Origin of the sequence: Yoonia sp. BS5-3, from assembly GCF_038069655.2 — a bacterium.
In the GTDB taxonomy this organism is placed as follows: domain Bacteria; phylum Pseudomonadota; class Alphaproteobacteria; order Rhodobacterales; family Rhodobacteraceae; genus Yoonia; species Yoonia phaeophyticola.
The window spans coordinates 2,138,724-2,155,972 of the sequence record NZ_CP150951.2 but is presented as its reverse complement, the minus strand read 5'-3'; the positions used below and the strand labels follow the sequence as shown (position 1 = coordinate 2,155,972).

General features: G+C 57.6%; 25 protein-coding genes. 21 read left to right on the top strand and 4 right to left on the bottom strand.

The annotated features are described in order from the left end of the window. Positions 1-164 precede the first annotated feature (164 nt). The gene (locus AABB29_RS10845) at positions 165-1,052 is read right to left on the bottom strand and encodes a LysR family transcriptional regulator (RefSeq protein WP_341366895.1); all 888 of its coding nucleotides are present in this window, start codon (positions 1,050-1,052) and stop codon (positions 165-167) included. A 110-nt stretch (positions 1,053-1,162) separates the two neighbouring features. Between AABB29_RS10845 and AABB29_RS10840 the strand changes: the two genes are divergently transcribed. The 3 genes from AABB29_RS10840 (at position 1,163) to AABB29_RS10830 (ending at position 2,991) form a co-directional block, all read left to right on the top strand. Next, a complete protein-coding gene (locus AABB29_RS10840; RefSeq protein ID WP_341366896.1) occupies positions 1,163-1,348 on the top strand; it encodes a hypothetical protein in 186 nt (61 codons plus the stop codon). 42 nt (positions 1,349-1,390) lie between these two features. Next, a complete protein-coding gene (locus tag AABB29_RS10835; RefSeq protein ID WP_341366897.1) occupies positions 1,391-1,711 on the top strand; it encodes a metalloregulator ArsR/SmtB family transcription factor in 321 nt (106 codons plus the stop codon). A gap of 146 nt (positions 1,712-1,857) precedes the next feature. Next, positions 1,858-2,991: a Hint domain-containing protein gene (locus AABB29_RS10830; RefSeq protein WP_341366898.1), complete on the top strand. Its 1,134-nt coding sequence runs from the start codon at positions 1,858-1,860 to the stop codon at positions 2,989-2,991. A gap of 283 nt (positions 2,992-3,274) precedes the next feature. Here the strand turns inward: AABB29_RS10830 and AABB29_RS10825 are convergent, their stop codons facing one another. The 3 genes from AABB29_RS10825 to AABB29_RS10815 form a co-directional block, all read right to left on the bottom strand. Continuing rightward, entirely contained in the window at positions 3,275-3,781 is a 507-nt protein-coding gene (locus tag AABB29_RS10825) for a hypothetical protein (RefSeq protein WP_341366899.1), read from the bottom strand. A gap of 89 nt (positions 3,782-3,870) precedes the next feature. Continuing rightward, positions 3,871-4,764 (bottom strand): DMT family transporter, encoded by an 894-nt coding sequence (locus tag AABB29_RS10820; RefSeq protein WP_341366900.1) that lies wholly within the window; start codon positions 4,762-4,764, stop codon positions 3,871-3,873. Then, positions 4,761-5,639 carry a LysR family transcriptional regulator gene (locus AABB29_RS10815; protein ID WP_341366901.1) on the bottom strand — a complete coding sequence of 293 codons (879 nt, stop codon included), beginning with the start codon at positions 5,637-5,639 and terminating at the stop codon, positions 4,761-4,763. The genes AABB29_RS10820 and AABB29_RS10815 overlap by 4 nt, the downstream gene beginning before the upstream one ends. A gap of 104 nt (positions 5,640-5,743) precedes the next feature. Between AABB29_RS10815 and AABB29_RS10810 the strand changes: the two genes are divergently transcribed. The 18 genes from AABB29_RS10810 (at position 5,744) to AABB29_RS10725 (ending at position 17,236) form a co-directional block, all read left to right on the top strand. Continuing rightward, positions 5,744-6,316 (top strand): NAD(P)H-dependent oxidoreductase, encoded by a 573-nt coding sequence (locus tag AABB29_RS10810; protein ID WP_341366902.1) that lies wholly within the window; start codon positions 5,744-5,746, stop codon positions 6,314-6,316. A 52-nt stretch (positions 6,317-6,368) separates the two neighbouring features. Beyond that, complete coding sequence (locus AABB29_RS10805; RefSeq protein WP_341366903.1) at positions 6,369-6,827, top strand: hypothetical protein; 459 nt, start codon at positions 6,369-6,371, stop codon at positions 6,825-6,827. 156 nt (positions 6,828-6,983) lie between these two features. Continuing rightward, positions 6,984-8,471: a signal recognition particle protein gene (gene ffh, locus AABB29_RS10800; RefSeq protein WP_341366904.1), complete on the top strand. Its 1,488-nt coding sequence runs from the start codon at positions 6,984-6,986 to the stop codon at positions 8,469-8,471. Between the two features lie 40 nt (positions 8,472-8,511). Then, on the top strand, positions 8,512-9,060 hold the full coding sequence (locus tag AABB29_RS10795) for a GNAT family N-acetyltransferase (RefSeq protein ID WP_341366905.1): 549 nt from the start codon (positions 8,512-8,514) through the stop codon (positions 9,058-9,060). After that, positions 9,057-9,569 (top strand): GNAT family N-acetyltransferase, encoded by a 513-nt coding sequence (locus AABB29_RS10790; RefSeq protein ID WP_341366906.1) that lies wholly within the window; start codon positions 9,057-9,059, stop codon positions 9,567-9,569. The genes AABB29_RS10795 and AABB29_RS10790 overlap by 4 nt, the downstream gene beginning before the upstream one ends. Next, positions 9,566-10,066, top strand: a complete 501-nt coding sequence (locus tag AABB29_RS10785; protein ID WP_341366907.1) for a GNAT family N-acetyltransferase — start codon at positions 9,566-9,568, stop codon at positions 10,064-10,066. Before AABB29_RS10790 ends, AABB29_RS10785 begins: the two co-directional genes overlap by 4 nt. Next, a complete protein-coding gene (locus tag AABB29_RS10780; protein WP_341366908.1) occupies positions 10,063-10,632 on the top strand; it encodes a GNAT family N-acetyltransferase in 570 nt (189 codons plus the stop codon). Before AABB29_RS10785 ends, AABB29_RS10780 begins: the two co-directional genes overlap by 4 nt. Beyond that, positions 10,625-10,921 carry a chorismate mutase gene (locus tag AABB29_RS10775; protein ID WP_341366909.1) on the top strand — a complete coding sequence of 99 codons (297 nt, stop codon included), beginning with the start codon at positions 10,625-10,627 and terminating at the stop codon, positions 10,919-10,921. Before AABB29_RS10780 ends, AABB29_RS10775 begins: the two co-directional genes overlap by 8 nt. A gap of 48 nt (positions 10,922-10,969) precedes the next feature. Next, positions 10,970-11,374 carry a 30S ribosomal protein S16 gene (gene rpsP / locus AABB29_RS10770; protein ID WP_341366910.1) on the top strand — a complete coding sequence of 135 codons (405 nt, stop codon included), beginning with the start codon at positions 10,970-10,972 and terminating at the stop codon, positions 11,372-11,374. Positions 11,375-11,435: 61 nt separating this feature from the next. Next, positions 11,436-11,576, top strand: coding sequence for a hypothetical protein (locus AABB29_RS10765; protein WP_341366911.1), 141 nt, complete (start codon positions 11,436-11,438; stop codon positions 11,574-11,576). After that, a complete protein-coding gene (rimM, locus tag AABB29_RS10760) occupies positions 11,576-12,082 on the top strand; it encodes a ribosome maturation factor RimM (RefSeq protein WP_341366912.1) in 507 nt (168 codons plus the stop codon). The genes AABB29_RS10765 and rimM overlap by 1 nt, the downstream gene beginning before the upstream one ends. 81 nt (positions 12,083-12,163) lie before the next feature. After that, the gene (locus AABB29_RS10755; RefSeq protein ID WP_341366913.1) at positions 12,164-12,556 is read left to right on the top strand and encodes a VOC family protein; all 393 of its coding nucleotides are present in this window, start codon (positions 12,164-12,166) and stop codon (positions 12,554-12,556) included. 38 nt (positions 12,557-12,594) lie between these two features. Then, entirely contained in the window at positions 12,595-13,395 is an 801-nt protein-coding gene (gene trmD, locus AABB29_RS10750) for a tRNA (guanosine(37)-N1)-methyltransferase TrmD (RefSeq protein WP_341366914.1), read from the top strand. A gap of 94 nt (positions 13,396-13,489) precedes the next feature. Continuing rightward, positions 13,490-14,911 carry a type IV pili methyl-accepting chemotaxis transducer N-terminal domain-containing protein gene (locus AABB29_RS10745; RefSeq protein WP_341366915.1) on the top strand — a complete coding sequence of 474 codons (1,422 nt, stop codon included), beginning with the start codon at positions 13,490-13,492 and terminating at the stop codon, positions 14,909-14,911. A 321-nt stretch (positions 14,912-15,232) separates the two neighbouring features. Beyond that, positions 15,233-15,616, top strand: coding sequence for a 50S ribosomal protein L19 (gene rplS / locus AABB29_RS10740; RefSeq protein WP_341366916.1), 384 nt, complete (start codon positions 15,233-15,235; stop codon positions 15,614-15,616). Between the two features lie 11 nt (positions 15,617-15,627). Further along, a complete protein-coding gene (gene rpmE / locus AABB29_RS10735; RefSeq protein WP_341366917.1) occupies positions 15,628-15,849 on the top strand; it encodes a 50S ribosomal protein L31 in 222 nt (73 codons plus the stop codon). A gap of 103 nt (positions 15,850-15,952) precedes the next feature. Next, positions 15,953-16,894 carry a hypothetical protein gene (locus tag AABB29_RS10730; protein WP_373636496.1) on the top strand — a complete coding sequence of 314 codons (942 nt, stop codon included), beginning with the start codon at positions 15,953-15,955 and terminating at the stop codon, positions 16,892-16,894. Between the two features lie 27 nt (positions 16,895-16,921). After that, the gene (locus AABB29_RS10725; RefSeq protein ID WP_341366920.1) at positions 16,922-17,236 is read left to right on the top strand and encodes a DUF1992 domain-containing protein; all 315 of its coding nucleotides are present in this window, start codon (positions 16,922-16,924) and stop codon (positions 17,234-17,236) included. Positions 17,237-17,249 lie beyond the last annotated feature (13 nt).

Genomic DNA, 17,249 nt, shown 5'->3' with positions numbered 1-17,249 from the left:
TCGGAAGGTTAAAGGTTGTCTAGGTGCGCCCCCGATCAGAGTCAAGCAACAGAGTCGCCCGTATAAGTATTTGATTTATCGGAATAATAAACTCTATCGGTGACCCTGCCTGACCCGCAGACAGCGTCCAATAGGGGCTTTGGGATATTCAACTTAGCGGTTGACTATCCCAAATCTGACCGCAGCCCGGCGCTTTGATCCAGCAACCAATCGCGAAAAAGCCGCACCGCGCTGCGCCGCGTCACCCCTTCGCCCAGCACAAAGTGATAACTGCCCATCCGAAACCCAATGTCAGAGCATTGCACCAATCGTCCGGCGGCAACATCATCTGCGGTCACCTCACTTGAGACAAGCAGCACAGCATGTCCGGCTAATGCGGCCTCATAGGCCATGGCGACGGGCATCCGCCATGCGCCGTCCGCCGTTTCAGGCAATGGCAATCCCGCCAACGCGGCCCAATGTTGCCATGTATCTTCGCGCCTGTCCCGCAGGCGCGGCAATTTCAGCAATGCCTCGGCCGATATTGCCTCTGGCACCAAAGATGGCGCCGCAAAGGGATATAGTGGCTGATTACTGATCATCGGTCCGCTTTGGGCTGCAGGGCCGGCATGGAGGAAGCGGATCGCAAGATCAGCCTCATATCTATCGATATCCGCAAGGGCGTTACTGCCCTTCAGGCGTAGTTCAACGTCAGGAAAACGCGTGTAAAAATCGCTCAAGCGGGGGATCAACCATTTGGCGGCGAAAAGAGGCTCGGCATCCACGGTGACCTGCCCGGCGGGCTGCGGGTCGAACATTTCAGACGCCTCCGCGATCCGATCAAAGGCGGGGGTGAGCGTGGCCAGATAACGCGCGCCTGCTTGGGTCAATTCGACCCCGCGCGGCAGATCGCGGAAAAGCTGCGCGCCCAATCGGTCTTCGAGCCCGCGCACATGACGGCTGACAGCCGAGTGACTGACACCCAGCTCATCGGCTGCGCGGCTAAAGCTTTGATGGCGCCCTGCGGCCTCAAAGGCCCGCAAAGCGTTCAGTGGAGGAAGGGAACGCACCATCGATAAAACGTGCCTTTTTTGCACATGTTATGTCAAGAAATTCACTTTGATGTTTCAAACCTGATGCCGCATCCTTGAGGCACAAAACATCAATCATGTCAGGAACGACCATGAAAATAATGACCACACGCGTGGGCAAACGGGATCGCTTTGCCAAATTTCCAACCCGGTTTAACGCGGGATTCTCAAAGCAAATCAGTGACCATCAGGCACGGGATATTGGCCTGTCCGTCGCAGAATTAGCCCGGCTGCGCTTTGTCTGGCCCTCTGAAAGCGCAGATCACCCATTGTTATGAAAGGCTGGCCTGCACCTGCCTGGACTGTTAGCAGTGCAGGTCATGGGCCAACCGCTTGATATCATTTTCGCAGCTCTTGCAGATCCGACCCGCCGGGCGATTCTGTCGATGCTTCTTGAAGATGACATGGCGGTAACGGATGTGGCTGAACCCTTTGATATGTCACTTGCCGCGATCTCTAAACATTTGGGCGTTTTGACTGCAGCCGGACTGATTTCGCAGGAAAAACGCGGCCGTGTGAAGTGGTGCAAGCTGGAACCAGATGCGCTGCGTGAGGCGTCAGTTTGGATGCAGGGCTTTGGCCAGATGGAAGCCTTGGATCTGGATGCGTTTGAGGCGTTTTTGGCCAAAGAGCTGGATTGACGGCTGCAAGATACCGTACAGAATGCGTACATACGCCGTATGTACAGCCCCGCCCCACCCAGAGACATTCCTATCTTTTAGGTATGTTATCCTTTTTTCGTTCTTCTATATAAACCCTACATAAGAAAGACGGGTTTGCAGCGAAGATGGCGTTTGTCGACGTAATTGATGACTACACACAAGGCGCCACCGGCACGTTGACCGATGGCGACGGGCAGAGCGTTGGCTATACCGTCACTGACGGTGCGCAGACCATCAATCAGGCCTTTCACGGAGACAATTCCGCCAAGATCGGCGCGCAGGGCCAAGACACGGTTCTGGTCACGTTTGATCAACCTGTGATCGGCGCATCCGTGACTTTTCAGGGCAGCGATGTTGATGAGTTTTACAACGTCATCATTGACGGTGTGGTCGTCGATCTGGCCGATATGATTGCAAGCGGCGATGCGTCTTTTGCAAATGTCGGCACCACATCCACCCACACGATCAATCCCGATGGTACAATTTCCGGCGGCCAGTTCCGGGACGGCAGTGTCGGGCAGATCGTGTTCAATATTCCGATCACCTCGCTTGGTGCTGTCGGTTCAAGCGGTCAATCCCCCGGTAATTTCGACGGTGTCGAAATCGGGCTGGATGATACCGTCTTTGACATCGTTTGTTTCGCAGGTGGCACATTGATCCTGACGCCATCGGGCCCGCAACCGGTTGAGGCCCTGCGTGAGGGTGATCTGATCTGCACCCGCGATGGGACGGACAAACCAATTCGCTGGCTTGGATCAAGGCGATTTTCGGCCGGAACCCTTGGCTGTCAGCCCCATCTTTATCCAGTGCGGATCACCGCAGGGGCTTTGGGCCACGGGCTGCCAGAGCGTGACCTTTTGGTGTCCCGCCAGCATCGTGTGCTGGTCTCATCAAAGGTGGCGGCGCGTATGTTCGGTGAAACGGATGTCTTGATCGCGGCAATCAAGCTGACCGCGCTGCCCGGCATCTATATCGATGAAGAGGTCGATAGCATCACCTATTTTCACATCTTGCTGGATGATCACGAGGTGCTGTTTGCGGAAGGCACCCCAACCGAGAGCCTGTTTGCCGGGCCAGAAGGGTTGAAAAGTCTGCCTGCTGCCGCGCGTGCGGAGCTGTTTGCGATTTTTCCGCAATTGGCCGATCAGGCGCTGACAAGGCCCCATGCCTGTCTGATCCCATCGGGCAAAATGCAAAGGCAGTTGGTGGACCGGCATCTCCGCAATAACAAACCGTTGCTTGAGCTTTTCACCGGATAACGCTGCCCGCTCTTTCCCGTTAAATTAAGAAAAGCATCACCCACCCTGCAGGGACGTGACAGGGTGGGTGATTACATTCTGCCAATCATTGCCGCGGCATGATCGCCCGATGCAGCACAAGAGCAATTCGATTTACACTTGAATCACAATTCGCTGTCTCTCCCTGACGGTCGAATGCGATTTGTGATGCATGAAGTTTCAAGTTAAAATCGAAACGCTGGAGAGAGGTCCTGCATCCCGGCGACACGGCTATGACAGAATGCACTGAAAACCGATTATATTGTTATTCGGTTTCAGTATCTGGGCGCGCGCCGCCGGGGCGGCGCTGATCATCAGCGTTCAGCACGCCGTCATCGTTCCGGTCTGCCCGCTCAACGAGATTTGCGAAATTTTCGCCAAACTCATCCACGGTTACCAAGCCATCACCATCATCATCATGGGATTGGAACCGGTCGACCATGCGTTCGCGCATCGCATTCAGCCACAGCGCTTCGTATTCCGAAAGGCTCAGCTGCCCGTCTTGATCGGCGTCAAACTCAGCGAGCCGTGCCGCGCGGACGGCGTCCACCTCTTCTTGTGTGATATCGCCATCGGCGTTGGTGTCATACAGCTCAAGGAATTCGGCCAGGCGCTGTCTGTCACGGCGTTGGCCGTGACCTTGTTCGCTTTGACCGCGCCGATCTTCGCGTGCGCCCTGGTCATCTGCGGATTGCGCCATCACTGGCAATGCGACGGAAAGGGCCAGTACAGTTGCGATTGCGCCGGCGATTGCTGTTGTTGTTCTTTGCATTTTCATGCTCCTGTATTGATCTGGCTTCCATTGCGAAACCTGCACCTTCAACGCAGCCTTCGCATGTTTCCGTCGCAACAGTTTTGTGATTACCCCGTGAACGGGTGTTCGTCCTTCAGCAAAAGCAGCAAAGCAATGATTGTCAGCCCAACCCCGAGCAGTACTGCAGGTGCTGGCGTCCCGCCCCCCAGGGCGGTCCCCCAAGCGATCACCCAGCTGGGCGTCAGATAGGTATAGGCCATCACCTTTGAGCTGGGCAGCCGCAGCGTGGCAAATTGCAGCAAGGTAAATGTCGCGGCGCTAGCGAAAACGGCCGTATAGCCGATCGTCACCCAGACGATCCCTGGCAAGGATGCCCAATCCGTTTCCCGCAAATCCCCCCAGCCCAGCACCGTCAGGATCATCGCCCCGGCCAGCAGGGTGCAGAATGTATAGACGATTGCGGGCTCACCCCTGTGCAATTTGCGCACCATTGGCGTGTAGACTGCATGGCTGATGCAGCCGCAGAAATAGATCAGCTCGCCCCGTCCGATTTCAAACCGCAGCAGCGCGTCGAAATCTGCCTCAAAGATCACCCATAGCGCCCCGATAGCCCCGACCCCCAGCGCCAGCGCCATTCGCCGGGTCAGCACCTGCCGCAACAGCAACCATCCAAAGAGCGCTGTCAGCACCGGCGTCAGCGTAAAGACTGCTGCAGCGCTGACCGCCGGGGCCGTTTTCAGCCCTTCGAACATCAATACAAAATAGGTTGTGAAGAACCCCGCCAGCACAACATAACGCCATGGCGCCGCCAAGGCCTGCCGCTGCATCCCCGTTGTCGCCAGAACCGTCGCCCCGATCACCCCCGCCGCGATCCAGAACCGTACCGCGTTCAATGCCATCGGGCTAATGTCATTGGCCGACAGCACCCCAAGCGCAAATGATCCCGCCACCAGAAGTGAAAAAGCCAGCATCGCCAGATGCCCTGCATAAGCTGGTTTCATCTGCCGGGTATGTCTTTCATATGTGCCTTCAAGAAGGTCAGGAATGCCTGTACTTTGGTGGTCCGGTGCAAATCCACATGTGTCACCAGCCAGAGCGGCGCAGACCATTCATCTTGGCTTGGCAATACTTCGGTCAGCTCTGGCCGCTCTAGTTCCTGAGTGACGACAAAGCCAAGCCCTGCCCCGGCCAAAATGGCATCCAGCATGTTCCGGTTATCCGTCGCCCGATAAGTCAGCCGCGCCTCGGGCACCCTTTCCCGAAGCCAGATCCCGAAAGGCGCCCGCGATTTTTCATTGTCGAAGACAACAAAGGAATGATTGGGCAGGTCCTCTTCCGATTGGGGCAATCCGTGCCGGGCGATGTAAGCCTCTGACCCTACCAGCGAAAACCGCTGTGACATGAATGGCTGCACCACATTGTCCGGCTCTTCGGGCATCGACCCTGCCCGGATCGCCACATGCGCCTCGCCGTATTCCAGCCGGAACACCCGATCCCCCGTCCGGTATCTGATCGTGATTTCAGGATGTTCCACCTGAAATGCCACCATCACAGGCGTCAGCGCCGAGGACAGCATATCAAGCGAGGTGATCACCAGATCCCCCGAGACCCCTTCCCCCTGCCCCCGGATCCGTCCGGCCAGCTGCGTGAATTGATCGTCAGTGGCTTTGGCCACTTGCAACAGGTCCTGCCCCGCTTCGGTTGCCGTATATCCCCGCGGATGCCGCTGAAACAGTTTCACCCCCAACCGCTGCTCGAGCGCATCGATATGCCGGATCACCGTGGCGTGGTGCACGCCCAGCGCCTCAGCCGCCCCGCTAACGGTTCCTCTGCTGGCCACCTGATAGGCCGTCCGTATTTCGTCCCAGTTGTCCATGCCAAACCTGTGCGCGTGCAAACATAACATGTGGAAAGTCCGGCATTTCGTTCAAAAATGCAATGCCTAGATTACCCCTACATGCATATTGCAGGAGAAAAGCAATGACCGGAACTGTCCTTCATATCGACGCATCAGGCACCCTGAGCGGGTCAACCACGCGTGCGGCAACCGCCAAACTGGTTGCAAATCTCGCCCCGGAGCGCGTCATCCGCCGTGATTTAGCTGCAACCCCTTTGCCGCAGATTGACGGCACTTGGATCGCATCCCGTTTGGTTCCAGCCGACGCCCGAACCGATGCCGATCATGTTTCGCTGGCCTTGTCCGACACGTTAATTGCCGAGCTGCAAGCCGCCGACACGATCGTGATCGGTTTGCCGGTCTATAATTTTGGCATGCCGGCCGCGCTGAAAGCATGGGTCGACCTGGTCGCCCGCCCAAAGGTCACATTCCATTATACATCCGACGGCCCGGTCGGATTGCTCACGGGCAAGCGCGCCATTATCGCAACCGCCTCGGGCGGAACTGAGATCGGCGGCCCCTTGGATTTCGCAACGCCCCATCTGCGCCAAGTGCTCGGCTTTTTGGGCATTGCAGAGATCGATATAAAGCACGCCAATGAGGTCGAACCGATACGAATGTCAGTCACGGGACAATCACGTGCGGTACTGTCTTGAAAATCATCCAGAACACGCCCGATCTTTTGATCGCCGAGGCAAAACCACACCCATGGATACTGCTTTTGCAACTGTCGCGACCTGCGCGATTGGCGGTCTTGTCATGGGGGTCGTCACAAATAATGCTAAGATGGCGATGGCCTCACTTATTGCCGGTGGTCTTATCGCCTTTGCGACCGGGCTCATTTCCTTTCATGCTGTGCGCGTCATACTGGACCGTGGCTTGGGAACCGTGACGGTGACCCAAACCTACTTTCGCAAAACGGATCAAATCAGCCATCAGCTGACCGACATGATTGAGGCAAATATCTGGAAGGACCTGAGCCTGATTCTCGCTTACAAAGGCGTTCGTCCACCACCAAACCTCGCGCTGATATTTGCCACAGCCGATCCTCCCGATATTCATATCCTACCAAGCTGGCGCACCGGCGAGAGCGCCATTGTCGCCGTGGCCAATTCCATCAACGCCTGGCTATCCATGGATGTTGACTCACAGCCTCCGCAGGCATAAACGCCTTTCCAACACCCGGATAGCACCAGCTTTCCGGTCCCCGCTCTTTAGGGGATCGCCCTCCGTCAGCGCGTCGCGCCCACGGGGGCGCTACTGCTTTATCGCATCGCTTCCTATATGAAGCGGGCAACTGAAACGAAACGAGGGCCATGGCCGATGTTTGAAAATCTATCCGACCGCCTCTCCGGCGTCTTTGACAAGCTGACCAAACAGGGTGCGCTGTCCGAGGATGATGTGAAAACCGCTCTGCGCGAGGTACGCGTCGCTCTGCTCGAAGCGGACGTTTCGCTGCCCGTCGCCCGCGACTTCGTGAAGGCCGTGCAGGAAAAGGCTACAGGTCAGGCTGTCACCAAATCGATCACCCCCGGTCAGCAGGTCGTCAAGATCGTCCATGATGAGCTGCAACATATCCTGACCGGCGACGAAGATCCTGGCGCACTGAAAATCGACAACCCACCTGCCCCGATCCTGATGGTCGGCCTGCAAGGTTCGGGTAAAACCACGACAACCGCCAAGCTGGCCAAACGGCTAAAGGATCGTGAGGGCAAGCGCGTGCTGATGGCCTCGCTCGACACCAACCGCCCTGCCGCGATGGAGCAGCTGGCGATCCTGGGCGGGCAGATCGGCGTCGATACGCTGCCGATTGTCCCAGGCGAAACACCGGTCCAAATCGCCAAACGCGCCAAGACCCAGGCCAGCCTTGGCGGCTATGACGTCTATATGCTGGACACTGCAGGCCGGCTGCATATCGATCAGGAACTGATCGCGCAGGCCGCCGAGGTGCGCGATGTGGCCAACCCGCGTGAAACCTTGCTGGTGGTCGATGGCCTGACCGGGCAGGACGCGGTGAACGTGGCCCAGGAATTTGACGACAAGATCGGCGTGAGCGGCGTTGTCCTGACCCGGATGGATGGTGACGGTCGCGGCGGTGCGGCTCTGTCGATGCGGGCCATCACGGGCAAGCCGATCCGCTTTGTGGGCTTGGGCGAAAAGCTCGACGCCATTGAGACCTTCGAGCCAGACCGGATCGCGGGCCGCATCCTTGGGATGGGCGATATCGTCGCCCTGGTTGAAAAGGCCCAAGAGACGATCGAGGCGGAACAGGCCGAAAAGATGATGAAGCGGTTCCAGAAGGGCCGGTTCAACATGAACGACCTGAAAATGCAGCTGGAACAGATGATGAAGATGGGCGGCATGGAAGGCATGATGGGCATGCTGCCCGGGGCTGCCAAAATGGCCAAACAGATGGATCAGGCTGGCTTTGATGACAGCATTCTCAAACGCCAGATCGCCCTGATCAACTCCATGACCAAGAAAGAGCGCGCGAACCCCGATCTACTGGCCGCATCCCGCAAAAAACGCATCGCCAAGGGTGCCGGTCTGGAAGTGTCCGAGCTGAATAAGCTGGTCAAGCAGCACAAGCAGATGGCCGGCATGATGAAAAAGATGGGCAAAGGCGGGATGCTTAAGCAGGCCATGAAGGGCATGATGGGCAAAGGCGGGATGCCCGATATGAATGACCCCAAAGCCATGGAAGAGGCTGCCAAAGCCCTGCAAGGCAAAATGCCCGCGGGGATGCCAGGCCTCGGCGGCGGCGGCATGCAATTGCCTCCAGGTCTGTCCGGTTTCGGCAAGAAAAAATGACTTCTTATTTCCCAAAATACTCCTCCCGGAGGGTCCAAGGGTGACACCCGCCCCGACCCTCACCACAGCACGCCTTGTGCTGCGCGGCCCGCAGAAAAGCGATATGGCCGCCTTTACCGCGTGGGTAACCCGGTCTGACCGGATGGAGGCTGTGGGCGGCAAAGGGTCGGAGCGCGACGCATGGCGCGGCTTTCTGGCAGGGATCGGCCACTGGCAGTGGCATGGCTACGGGTTCTTTACGGTGACAGAACGCGCCACGGGCGTCGCGGCTGGCCGGGTCGGCATCATCAACCATATTGAATGGCCCCAGCCTGAGCTGGCCTGGCATATGTTCGACGGGTTTGAAGGCAAATCCTACGCTTTTGAAGCGGCTTGTGCCGTACGGGAATGGGCCGGGCGCACATTGGGGCTTGAGCCTTTGATCTCGCTCATCGCGCCAGAGAACTTCCGGTCGATCCGTCTGGCCTCGCGTCTTGGGGCCATGGAAGAACGCCGCGATGTGGTCGACGGCGAAAAGGTAATCTTTTTCCGGCATTTGCCTTACAACGACAAACGCGCCATGGCCCAAGCCGCCGAGGCCATCGCATGATCCCGACATTGCACACAGAGCGCCTGACCCTGCGTGCGCCACGGCCGGACGACTTTGAGGCCTATGCCGCCTTTCGCGGATCGGAACGCGCCAAGATGTTGGGCGGGCCTTTCAGCCGGGCGCAGGCCTTTGCGCAATTGGCCGAGATCATCGGGCATTGGACATTGCGCGGCTTTGGGCGCTGGATGGTGGCCGACCGCCAGACCGATGAACCTTTGGGAATTGTAGGGTTGCTCTATCCCGAAGGCTGGCCCGAGCCCGAGATTGCATGGTCCGTCTTTGAAGCAGCCGAAGGGCGCGGCATCGCCTATGAGGCCGCCCTTGCGGCCCGCAGCTATGCCTATGGCACGCTGGGCTGGACCACGGCCGTCAGCCTTGTGGACCCTGCAAACACCCGATCTGTCGCGTTGGCCAGACGGATGGGCTGCGTAGATGGCGAAACCTATGAACATGCAACCCATGGGTTGATGCATATCTGGCGGCACCCGATCCCAGAGGTTCTCGCATGATCCCGACATTGCACACCGAACGGCTGACGTTGCGTCCCTATGCGCGGGCCGATTTTGACACCTACGCGGCGTTTATGGCCGGCGCCCGCTCTGTCACGATGGGTGGGCCCAAGACCCGCGATGAAGCATGGACCTGGTTTACCAATGATACTGCCAGCTGGCCGCTTTACGGGTTTGGCACTTTGGCCGTGGAATTGGATGGCGCCATGATCGGCGGTGTGGGCTTGGTGCACCCTCCTGATTTCCCCGAACCTGAATGCGGTTGGTTTATCTTTGACGGGTTCGAAAATCGCGGCATCGCCACAGAAGCCGCGCGCGCCATACTTGATCACACCTTCGCCACGACTGATCTGGACAGTGCTGTCAGCTATATCTGGGATCAAAACCCGGCCTCGATCAAGGTCGCGCAAAAGCTGGGTGCGGTGCATGATCCGGACGCGCGCACCCCGCCGTATCCGAGCACTTTGGTCTATCGGCATACCCGAGGTGCCGCATGAAACCTTGGCTGACACCCCCGACAGGCTTCGCAGCGGCACTGACCGCGCAGCTGCAAGCGACGGTTCCGGTACTGGAAACCGAGCGGTTGCGCCTGCGCGCGCCCCGGATCGACGAGTTTGACGCCTATTGCACGATCTTCCATTCCGAGCGTTGGCCCCATGAAGGCGGCAGCGATCTGGATGCCTGGCTCGATTATAACCAGATGATCGCCAGCTGGCTTTTGCGCGGCATCGGGCTGTTTTCGATTGAAGCCAAGGCGGATGGCACCCATCTGGGCTTTGCCGCCATTGATCACGAGTGGGGCGATCCAGAGGTTGAGATTGGCTGGATGCTGAACGATCATGCTGAAGGCCAGGGCGTCGCAACCGAGGCAGGCCAAGCCCTGCTGGATTTTGCCCGCAGCCAAGGGCGCAGCAGCGTCGTCAGCTATGTGGATGCAGGTCATCCGCGGTCAGCAGCGGTTTCCACCCGGCTGGGCGGGCAGCGCGATGCTGCTGCCGAGGCGGCCCTGAGCGATACAGCTTTTGTTTTTCGACACGAACTAAAGGAGCAGGCAGATGGCTGATGATGTCACCCGCGCCGCAGAAATCCTCAAAGGGCATCGCGAAAGCATTGACCGGCTGGATGCGATCCTCGTCTATACTTTGGGCGAGCGCTTTAAACACACGCAGGCCGTCGGCGCACTCAAAGCCGAACACGATTTGCCCCCATCCGACCCCGCGCGCGAAGAAAAGCAGATCGCGCGGCTTACTGATCTTGCAAACCGGGCCGATCTTGACCCGGAATTTGCCAAGAAATTTCTGAATTTCATCATTCAGGAAGTCATCCAACACCACAAACAACACCAATCGTAGGGTGGGTGAAACCCACGCTAACACCACCATCTTTAAGGAGAAAATCTGATGGCTATGAAAATCCGTTTGGCCCGTGGCGGCTCAAAGAAACGTCCATTTTACGCGATTGTGGCGGCCGACAGCCGCATGCCGCGCGATGGCCGCTTCATCGAAAAGCTGGGCACATATAACCCCATGCTGCCCAAAGACAGCGAAGAGCGCGTGAAAATGAACATGGAGCGCGTGAAATACTGGCTCAGCGAAGGCGCACAGCCAACAGACCGTGTCAGCCGCATGCTGGAAGCTGCCGGCGAGTTGCCCAAGAAAGAGCGCAACAACCCCAAGAAGGGCACCCCAGGCAAGGCCGCGCAGGCCCGCGCTGAGGAAAAGGCTGAAAAGGCAAAAGCTGCTGAAGAAGCTGCCAACGCCCCGGCCGAAGAAGCCCCAGCAGAAGAAGCCGCGGCTGAAGAATAAGCCAACGCATATGGCCCGGGGGTTCTTCCCCGGGCCATCGCCCCTCGTTTCGGGAAGGCTCATGTTTCGTTTAATCCGTACCATCATTCTGGTCATGTTCGCCTTTGTGGCTGGCATCCTGTTTGAACGGTCGAAAGCAGAAGAGAATTGCCGTAACGTGGGTGGTCTTTGGATCTACGATATTTGCATCGGGATGGAGTAATGGCAGAACGCGTACAGGTTGGATCGTTAGGCGGCGCCTTTGGCGTGCATGGCGAGGTGCGTCTGAAGTCCTTTTGCGCCGACCCCGCAGCAATCGCCGATTATACACCGCTTTATACCGAAGACGGCAAAAGCTTTGCCCAGATCGTGCTGACCGGCCAGCTGAAGGGCGGCTTTACCGCCCGTGTTGATGGGATCGTCACCAAAGAAGAGGCCGATGCGCTGCGCAACGTCGCCCTTTACGCCGACCGGGATGCGATGCCAACGCTGCCCGATGATGAATACTATTACGCCGATCTGATTGGCTTGACGGTGCTGGACACAGGCGGCGTGCAGCTTGGGACCGTCAAAAACGTCATGGACCACGGCGCCGGTGATCTACTTGAGATTTTACCTGTTGGCCAATCGGAAACGGTCCTGCTGCCGTTTACTAAGGCGATTGTACCTACTGTAGATCTGGCCACAAAACGGATAATCGCGGCCCCCCCAGAGGGGCTTTTCGCCTAAAGCTGCGGGCAGCTGCTACCAGCGTGGTGCAGGTGGGCCGGGCATGCTAGCCTAAGACTGCCCGTAACGAGATCCGAACCAATGCTGCATCACGTGGAAATCTACGTCTCTGACTTGGCACTGTCGCGCGCCTTTTGGACGCCGCTATTGGCACATGTCGGCTATCTGGAAACCGATCATTGGGAAAACGGGTTCACCCTGAAAGCGGCACAAGAGACCTATCTGACCTTCGTACACGTTGAAGATCGGCACGCAGACCGACCTTATCATCGCTGCGCGGTTGGCCTAAACCATCTGGCTTTTACGGTGCCTGACCGTGCGGGTGTCGACACGCTGCATCAATTTTGCGTCGAACAGAACATTTCCCGCCTTTATGAGGATCGCTACCCTTTTGCAAATGGCGGGTCGGACTATTACGCGCTTTTCATCGAAGACCCGGATCGGATCAAGGTAGAGTTCGTCGCCAAGGGCTGATGGTTTCCATGTGCCTCCGAATAATCTAGATGAAGGCCATGAGTAAAAAGACCCCCAAATCCGCTGGCCGTATTGCTGTTCGCCCGACCTTGAAACCTCGTGAGTTGATGACGGATGTCCCTGCACTCGCCAAGGCTTGGACGGCGCAGCTGATCACCCTTTTTCCGCAGGCTTTCCCCGGCGTTCTGGGCGAAAGCCTGACGGGCAAAGCATTGCAAGACGGGCTTTGGCGCCTTGAGACTTATCATCTGCGCGACTACGGCATTGGCAAGCATCGCAATGTGGATGACACTCCGGCCGGTGGCGGCGCGGGGATGGTTCTGCGGGCCGATGTGCTGGAAAAAGCCATCACCGATGCCCGCCGTGCTGCCAAGGGCGTGATGCCTTTGGTCTATTTGTCCCCCCGTGGTCGCCGCTTTGATCAGGCCATGGCCCGCGATTGGGCCCGCCAGGACGGCGTCACACTGCTTTGCGGCCGCTTTGAGGGCGTGGATGAGCGTGTGCTGGAACATTTCGGCATTCAAGAAGTCAGCCTGGGCGACTTTGTCATGACAGGGGGCGAGATCGCAGCCCAAGCCATGATCGATGCAACCGTCCGCCTGTTGCCCGGTGTATTGGGCAATGCCGAAAGCGCTGTTGATGAAAGCCATTCGGGCGGTCTGCTGGAGCATCCGCAATACACCAAGCCAGCTGAATGGCGCGGACGGCCTGTGCCGGATGTGCTGTTATCAGGCAATCATGCCAAGATTGCCCAATGGCGCAAAGACCAAAGCGAAGAGATCACAAAGACCCGGCGGCCCGATTTGTGGGACGCACATAAAGTCAAAACAAAGTCCTGACAGCCCTGCCTCTTTCGTGCCCTAAATCCGCCATTTGCGCAGATTAATCTCAAAACTGTTATGTTTTTTACGAGTAAAATGAAGGTACTGAGTGATGAAAAAGGGCACGATCCTTGCGGCCGTTTTAGGCCTCCCGACTGTTTTTGGTGCAACAACAACCCCCACAATCGCAACCGCCGAGTTTATTGACCCTGCCCTTTATGATGGCGGGAAAGCGCGTGTGAACCGCTCGGCCAGCTTGCGTGCGCTTAGCGAATCCGTGGCGGCTGCCAGCTGCCGGTTCCACGGAGGTATCGACACAGATAACGCCAAGCAGCATTTGGCCGCTGACATGGACCGGTTCAATGTGATCCTCGCAGGTCTTGAACATGGCAACCCGGCGCTTGGTATTCCCACCACCGAAACCCGCGGCCGTACCCTAGCGACCATCCAGGAAACGATCGGCGCCTGGACCCCAATCGCCGCATCCGCCGCACGCCTTGTATCGGATCGCGGCACTGAGACAGACGCAGCCGCAATCGCAGACGGTCGCGCGGCCCTGTTCGAGCAAACCGTGGTATTGGCCGCCGAGATTTCGGGGCAATATTCCAATCCGCAGGAATTGCTGCAAAGTGATGCTACCATTTTGAACTTTGCTGGCCGCCAACGCGCTTTGGCACACCGGATGTCCCGGGCCATATGCCAATTGGCTACAGGCACAGGTGGTCCCGAAACCCTTGCCGATCTGGAAACCGCCGCTGACCTATTTGAGCGTACATTGGTTGCCTTGCGCAGCGGCATGCCCGAAGCCGGGATCAATCCGCCCCCGACGGATGCTGTTGCCGATAGTTTGGATCAGACCTTAGCCCTGTGGCAGGAAGAGCGCGGCTTTCTTGATGCTTTCCTTGCCGGTCAAACCCCCGGCTCTGATGACGTGATCGCCGTGACAGATCTGGCGCATGACATTGTCGTTAGCATGAACAATACGATCACCCTGTATTTGATCGCGACCCCTGGCAAACAGGGCACCTATCGCGTGCCGCTGGAAGCCTATGCCAAGGGTGAACTGGCAAACTGGCTGACCGATCCGGCCTTGATCGCCGCCATCAACGCACAAAATGTTCGCCATGCGGATCTGTCCGACGACGAGGTGATCGCCCTTGATCAAGAATGGCGCGCCGAGGCCGGTGCAGATGGCGGCCCGCTGATCAGCGGCCTATTGGAACATCCTGTGTCAGAGTGGTTGCGGTCTCAGCAGACCGGGACGGCCGGCTTTGTGACCGAGGTTTTTGTGATGGACAACAAGGGGCTGAATGTCGCCCAAAGCGTTGAGACATCCGATTACTGGCAAGGTGATGAGGCTAAATGGCAAGAGACTTATCTGGTCGGCGCCGAGGCGCTGCATGTCGGGGATGTCGAATTTGACGACAGCACCGGTTTTTATCAATCCCAAGCCTCACTGCCGATTGTCGATCCGGCCACTGGCGCCGTCATCGGGGCCATCACATTTGGGATCAACGTCCAGAACCTGATGTAATCTTGCAAGGCGTGGCGGCGCGGCAGAAATGCACGCCGCCATGCATATCGCCTGCCCAATAGCTCTTGATCACAGGTCCCGCGCGTCCTATACGCAGCCATCCCCGGTCAGCCTGCTGATTCCGGGTATTGGTTTATGGAACCACCTGGATATTGAGCAGGTCTGCGTTGACCTTTCCTCACCAGACAGGCCGGACAGCCACAAGAAACAATGATGACGCATCTCTGGCGGGCGCATAAGCGGACCCGGTAACGACACAGAGCTCTGAGCCACGCAAAAACCATTGCGGATAACCGCAAGCATATCAAAGGAGCGTGTCAGATGGACCTGATCGCACAACTCGAAGCGGAGCAAGTCGCTGCGCTGGGGAAAGATATCCCCGACTTTAAAGCGGGTGACACCATCCGCGTTGGTTACAAAGTGACCGAAGGCTCGCGTAGCCGGGTGCAGAACTATGAAGGCGTCTGCATCGCACGTAAGAACGGGAAGGGCATCGCTGGCTCATTCACCGTTCGCAAGATTTCCTTTGGTGAAGGCGTGGAGCGTGTGTTCCCCCTGCATTCCACCAATATCGACAGCATCACCGTTGTGCGCCGTGGCCGTGTCCGCCGCGCCAAGCTGTACTATCTGCGCTCGCGCCGTGGTAAATCCGCACGGATCGCAGAAGTTACCAACTACAAGGCCCCTAAGGGCGCTGAAGCGTAAGGATCGCCGTCATGAAAAAAGATATTCACCCAGATTATCACATCATCGACGTCAAAATGACCGATGGCACTGTGGTTCAGATGAAATCCACTTGGGGCAAAGAAGGCGACCAAATGGCGCTGGATATTGATCCATCCGTGCACCCTGCATGGACCGGTGGCGGCACACGCCTGATGGATGCGGGCGGCCGTGTTTCCAAGTTCAAAAACAAATACGCAGGTCTTGGTTTCTAAGACCGTGGATGGGATACAACCCATCGTGCAATTTAAAAACGCCGGTGCCCTCTGCGCCGGCGTTTTTTGTTGCGTTGCGAACTATGTCGTAGCTTCCCCCGAATTGGGTATCAGCTTTCCGCCGGTCGCGACCGGCGAACAACGCGACTTTACCATCGACGTCATGGATAAGTTGGACCTGACCCATATCCGCTTTGCCGAGAATTGGAACCGCCGGGGCATGGCGCCAGACTTCACCCCCCTGCGCCGCCGGATCGATGATCTGCGCGCAGCTGGCTTGTCGATCTTGTTGACTGTCCAAAGCGACGCGCCCGATGCCGCCTGCGCCAGGCGCAATGCCCATTCCTGTTTGATTACGGCGGATGCCCCGCTAGAGGCATATTTGACTGCATTGGTGGCCGCTGTCGGCAATGATATTGATGCGATCCAGTTTGGGAACGAATGGGATAACCAATTTGTCGGCTCTACCCAAGAGTTCCTTGCCTTGCACACCCGTTTTGCCGACACCATACGCCGTGAGGCCCCCGATCTGACGATTGTTCTTGGCGGCATCACTGGCCGGGCGGCATACGCCCATGCTTATTGCCAGAACGCGCAGAGCTTTACCCTGCCCGGTATCGACCTGACCGAGATCAAGCAGGGGTTTTGCGTAACCGATGCCGATCGCAATGCACGAACGATTGCAGAGGTCACCTATGTCTTGCAGAACGCCGATTATGATGTGGCTGATATCCATCTTTATGATGCCGATGGGCTTTGGCAAAGCGCTGTGGCTTGGTTTGCTGGCCTTACGGTGGGGCGGCCCGTGTGGGTGACCGAGTTCGGCGGCCCTTCGCCCGAGTTGGAGCCCGATGATCCTTATTATCAGGCCGCGCGTCTGGCAGCCTATTTGGCGGCGATCCGGCAACTTCCCATCGCACGCGCCTATTATTTCAAGTTGATCGATGACAATGGCTCTTACCACAGCCGGTCAGGACTTTTTGATCGTCGCGGAAGGGAAAAACCCGCCTTTTCTGTCTTTGAAGACGCCCTGTCAGAGTGGTAGGTTTCCGCATATCTTCAGGATAACCCTATGCATCACCCGCTAAGCCACTTGATCGATCAAATTGTCCAAGACGCCGAGAAACGCGGTGATCTTGATAATCTGCCAGGCGCAGGTAAACCCTTGCCACATCTGGACGATCCCCAAAATGCGGTTCTGAACCGCATGATGCAAGAGGCCGACGCCAAATCACCTGTGGTCATCTTGCGCCAGCAAATACTGGCCTCTCAGGCGCGATTGAAAACGCTGGTGGACGAAGATGCCCGCAAGGCAGAAATGACCTACCTGTCTGAACTTCAAACGAAACTGGCCATCGAGATGGACGCATTTCGTAAATATGGTTGATTGATCGGCGCGC

What these genes read in the sequence shown, in the direction of transcription:
- rpmE (WP_341366917.1), top strand. Translation starts at nt 15,628, where the DNA reads ATGAAAAAAGATATTCACCCAGATTATCACATCATCGACGTCAAAATG.
- ffh (WP_341366904.1), top strand. Translation starts at nt 6,984, where the DNA reads ATGTTTGAAAATCTATCCGACCGCCTCTCCGGCGTCTTTGACAAGCTG.
- rimM (WP_341366912.1), top strand. Translation starts at nt 11,576, where the DNA reads ATGGCAGAACGCGTACAGGTTGGATCGTTAGGCGGCGCCTTTGGCGTG.
- AABB29_RS10835 (WP_341366897.1), top strand. Translation starts at nt 1,391, where the DNA reads ATGGGCCAACCGCTTGATATCATTTTCGCAGCTCTTGCAGATCCGACC.
- AABB29_RS10765 (WP_341366911.1), top strand. Translation starts at nt 11,436, where the DNA reads ATGTTTCGTTTAATCCGTACCATCATTCTGGTCATGTTCGCCTTTGTG.
- AABB29_RS10815 (WP_341366901.1), bottom strand. Translation starts at nt 5,639, where the DNA reads ATGGACAACTGGGACGAAATACGGACGGCCTATCAGGTGGCCAGCAGA.
- rpsP (WP_341366910.1), top strand. Translation starts at nt 10,970, where the DNA reads ATGGCTATGAAAATCCGTTTGGCCCGTGGCGGCTCAAAGAAACGTCCA.
- AABB29_RS10785 (WP_341366907.1), top strand. Translation starts at nt 9,566, where the DNA reads ATGATCCCGACATTGCACACCGAACGGCTGACGTTGCGTCCCTATGCG.
- AABB29_RS10805 (WP_341366903.1), top strand. Translation starts at nt 6,369, where the DNA reads ATGGATACTGCTTTTGCAACTGTCGCGACCTGCGCGATTGGCGGTCTT.
- AABB29_RS10810 (WP_341366902.1), top strand. Translation starts at nt 5,744, where the DNA reads ATGACCGGAACTGTCCTTCATATCGACGCATCAGGCACCCTGAGCGGG.
- AABB29_RS10830 (WP_341366898.1), top strand. Translation starts at nt 1,858, where the DNA reads ATGGCGTTTGTCGACGTAATTGATGACTACACACAAGGCGCCACCGGC.
- AABB29_RS10780 (WP_341366908.1), top strand. Translation starts at nt 10,063, where the DNA reads ATGAAACCTTGGCTGACACCCCCGACAGGCTTCGCAGCGGCACTGACC.
- trmD (WP_341366914.1), top strand. Translation starts at nt 12,595, where the DNA reads ATGAGTAAAAAGACCCCCAAATCCGCTGGCCGTATTGCTGTTCGCCCG.
- AABB29_RS10845 (WP_341366895.1), bottom strand. Translation starts at nt 1,052, where the DNA reads ATGGTGCGTTCCCTTCCTCCACTGAACGCTTTGCGGGCCTTTGAGGCC.
- AABB29_RS10820 (WP_341366900.1), bottom strand. Translation starts at nt 4,764, where the DNA reads ATGAAACCAGCTTATGCAGGGCATCTGGCGATGCTGGCTTTTTCACTT.
- AABB29_RS10755 (WP_341366913.1), top strand. Translation starts at nt 12,164, where the DNA reads ATGCTGCATCACGTGGAAATCTACGTCTCTGACTTGGCACTGTCGCGC.
- rplS (WP_341366916.1), top strand. Translation starts at nt 15,233, where the DNA reads ATGGACCTGATCGCACAACTCGAAGCGGAGCAAGTCGCTGCGCTGGGG.
- AABB29_RS10745 (WP_341366915.1), top strand. Translation starts at nt 13,490, where the DNA reads ATGAAAAAGGGCACGATCCTTGCGGCCGTTTTAGGCCTCCCGACTGTT.
- AABB29_RS10790 (WP_341366906.1), top strand. Translation starts at nt 9,057, where the DNA reads ATGATCCCGACATTGCACACAGAGCGCCTGACCCTGCGTGCGCCACGG.
- AABB29_RS10825 (WP_341366899.1), bottom strand. Translation starts at nt 3,781, where the DNA reads ATGCAAAGAACAACAACAGCAATCGCCGGCGCAATCGCAACTGTACTG.
- AABB29_RS10840 (WP_341366896.1), top strand. Translation starts at nt 1,163, where the DNA reads ATGAAAATAATGACCACACGCGTGGGCAAACGGGATCGCTTTGCCAAA.
- AABB29_RS10725 (WP_341366920.1), top strand. Translation starts at nt 16,922, where the DNA reads ATGCATCACCCGCTAAGCCACTTGATCGATCAAATTGTCCAAGACGCC.
- AABB29_RS10775 (WP_341366909.1), top strand. Translation starts at nt 10,625, where the DNA reads ATGGCTGATGATGTCACCCGCGCCGCAGAAATCCTCAAAGGGCATCGC.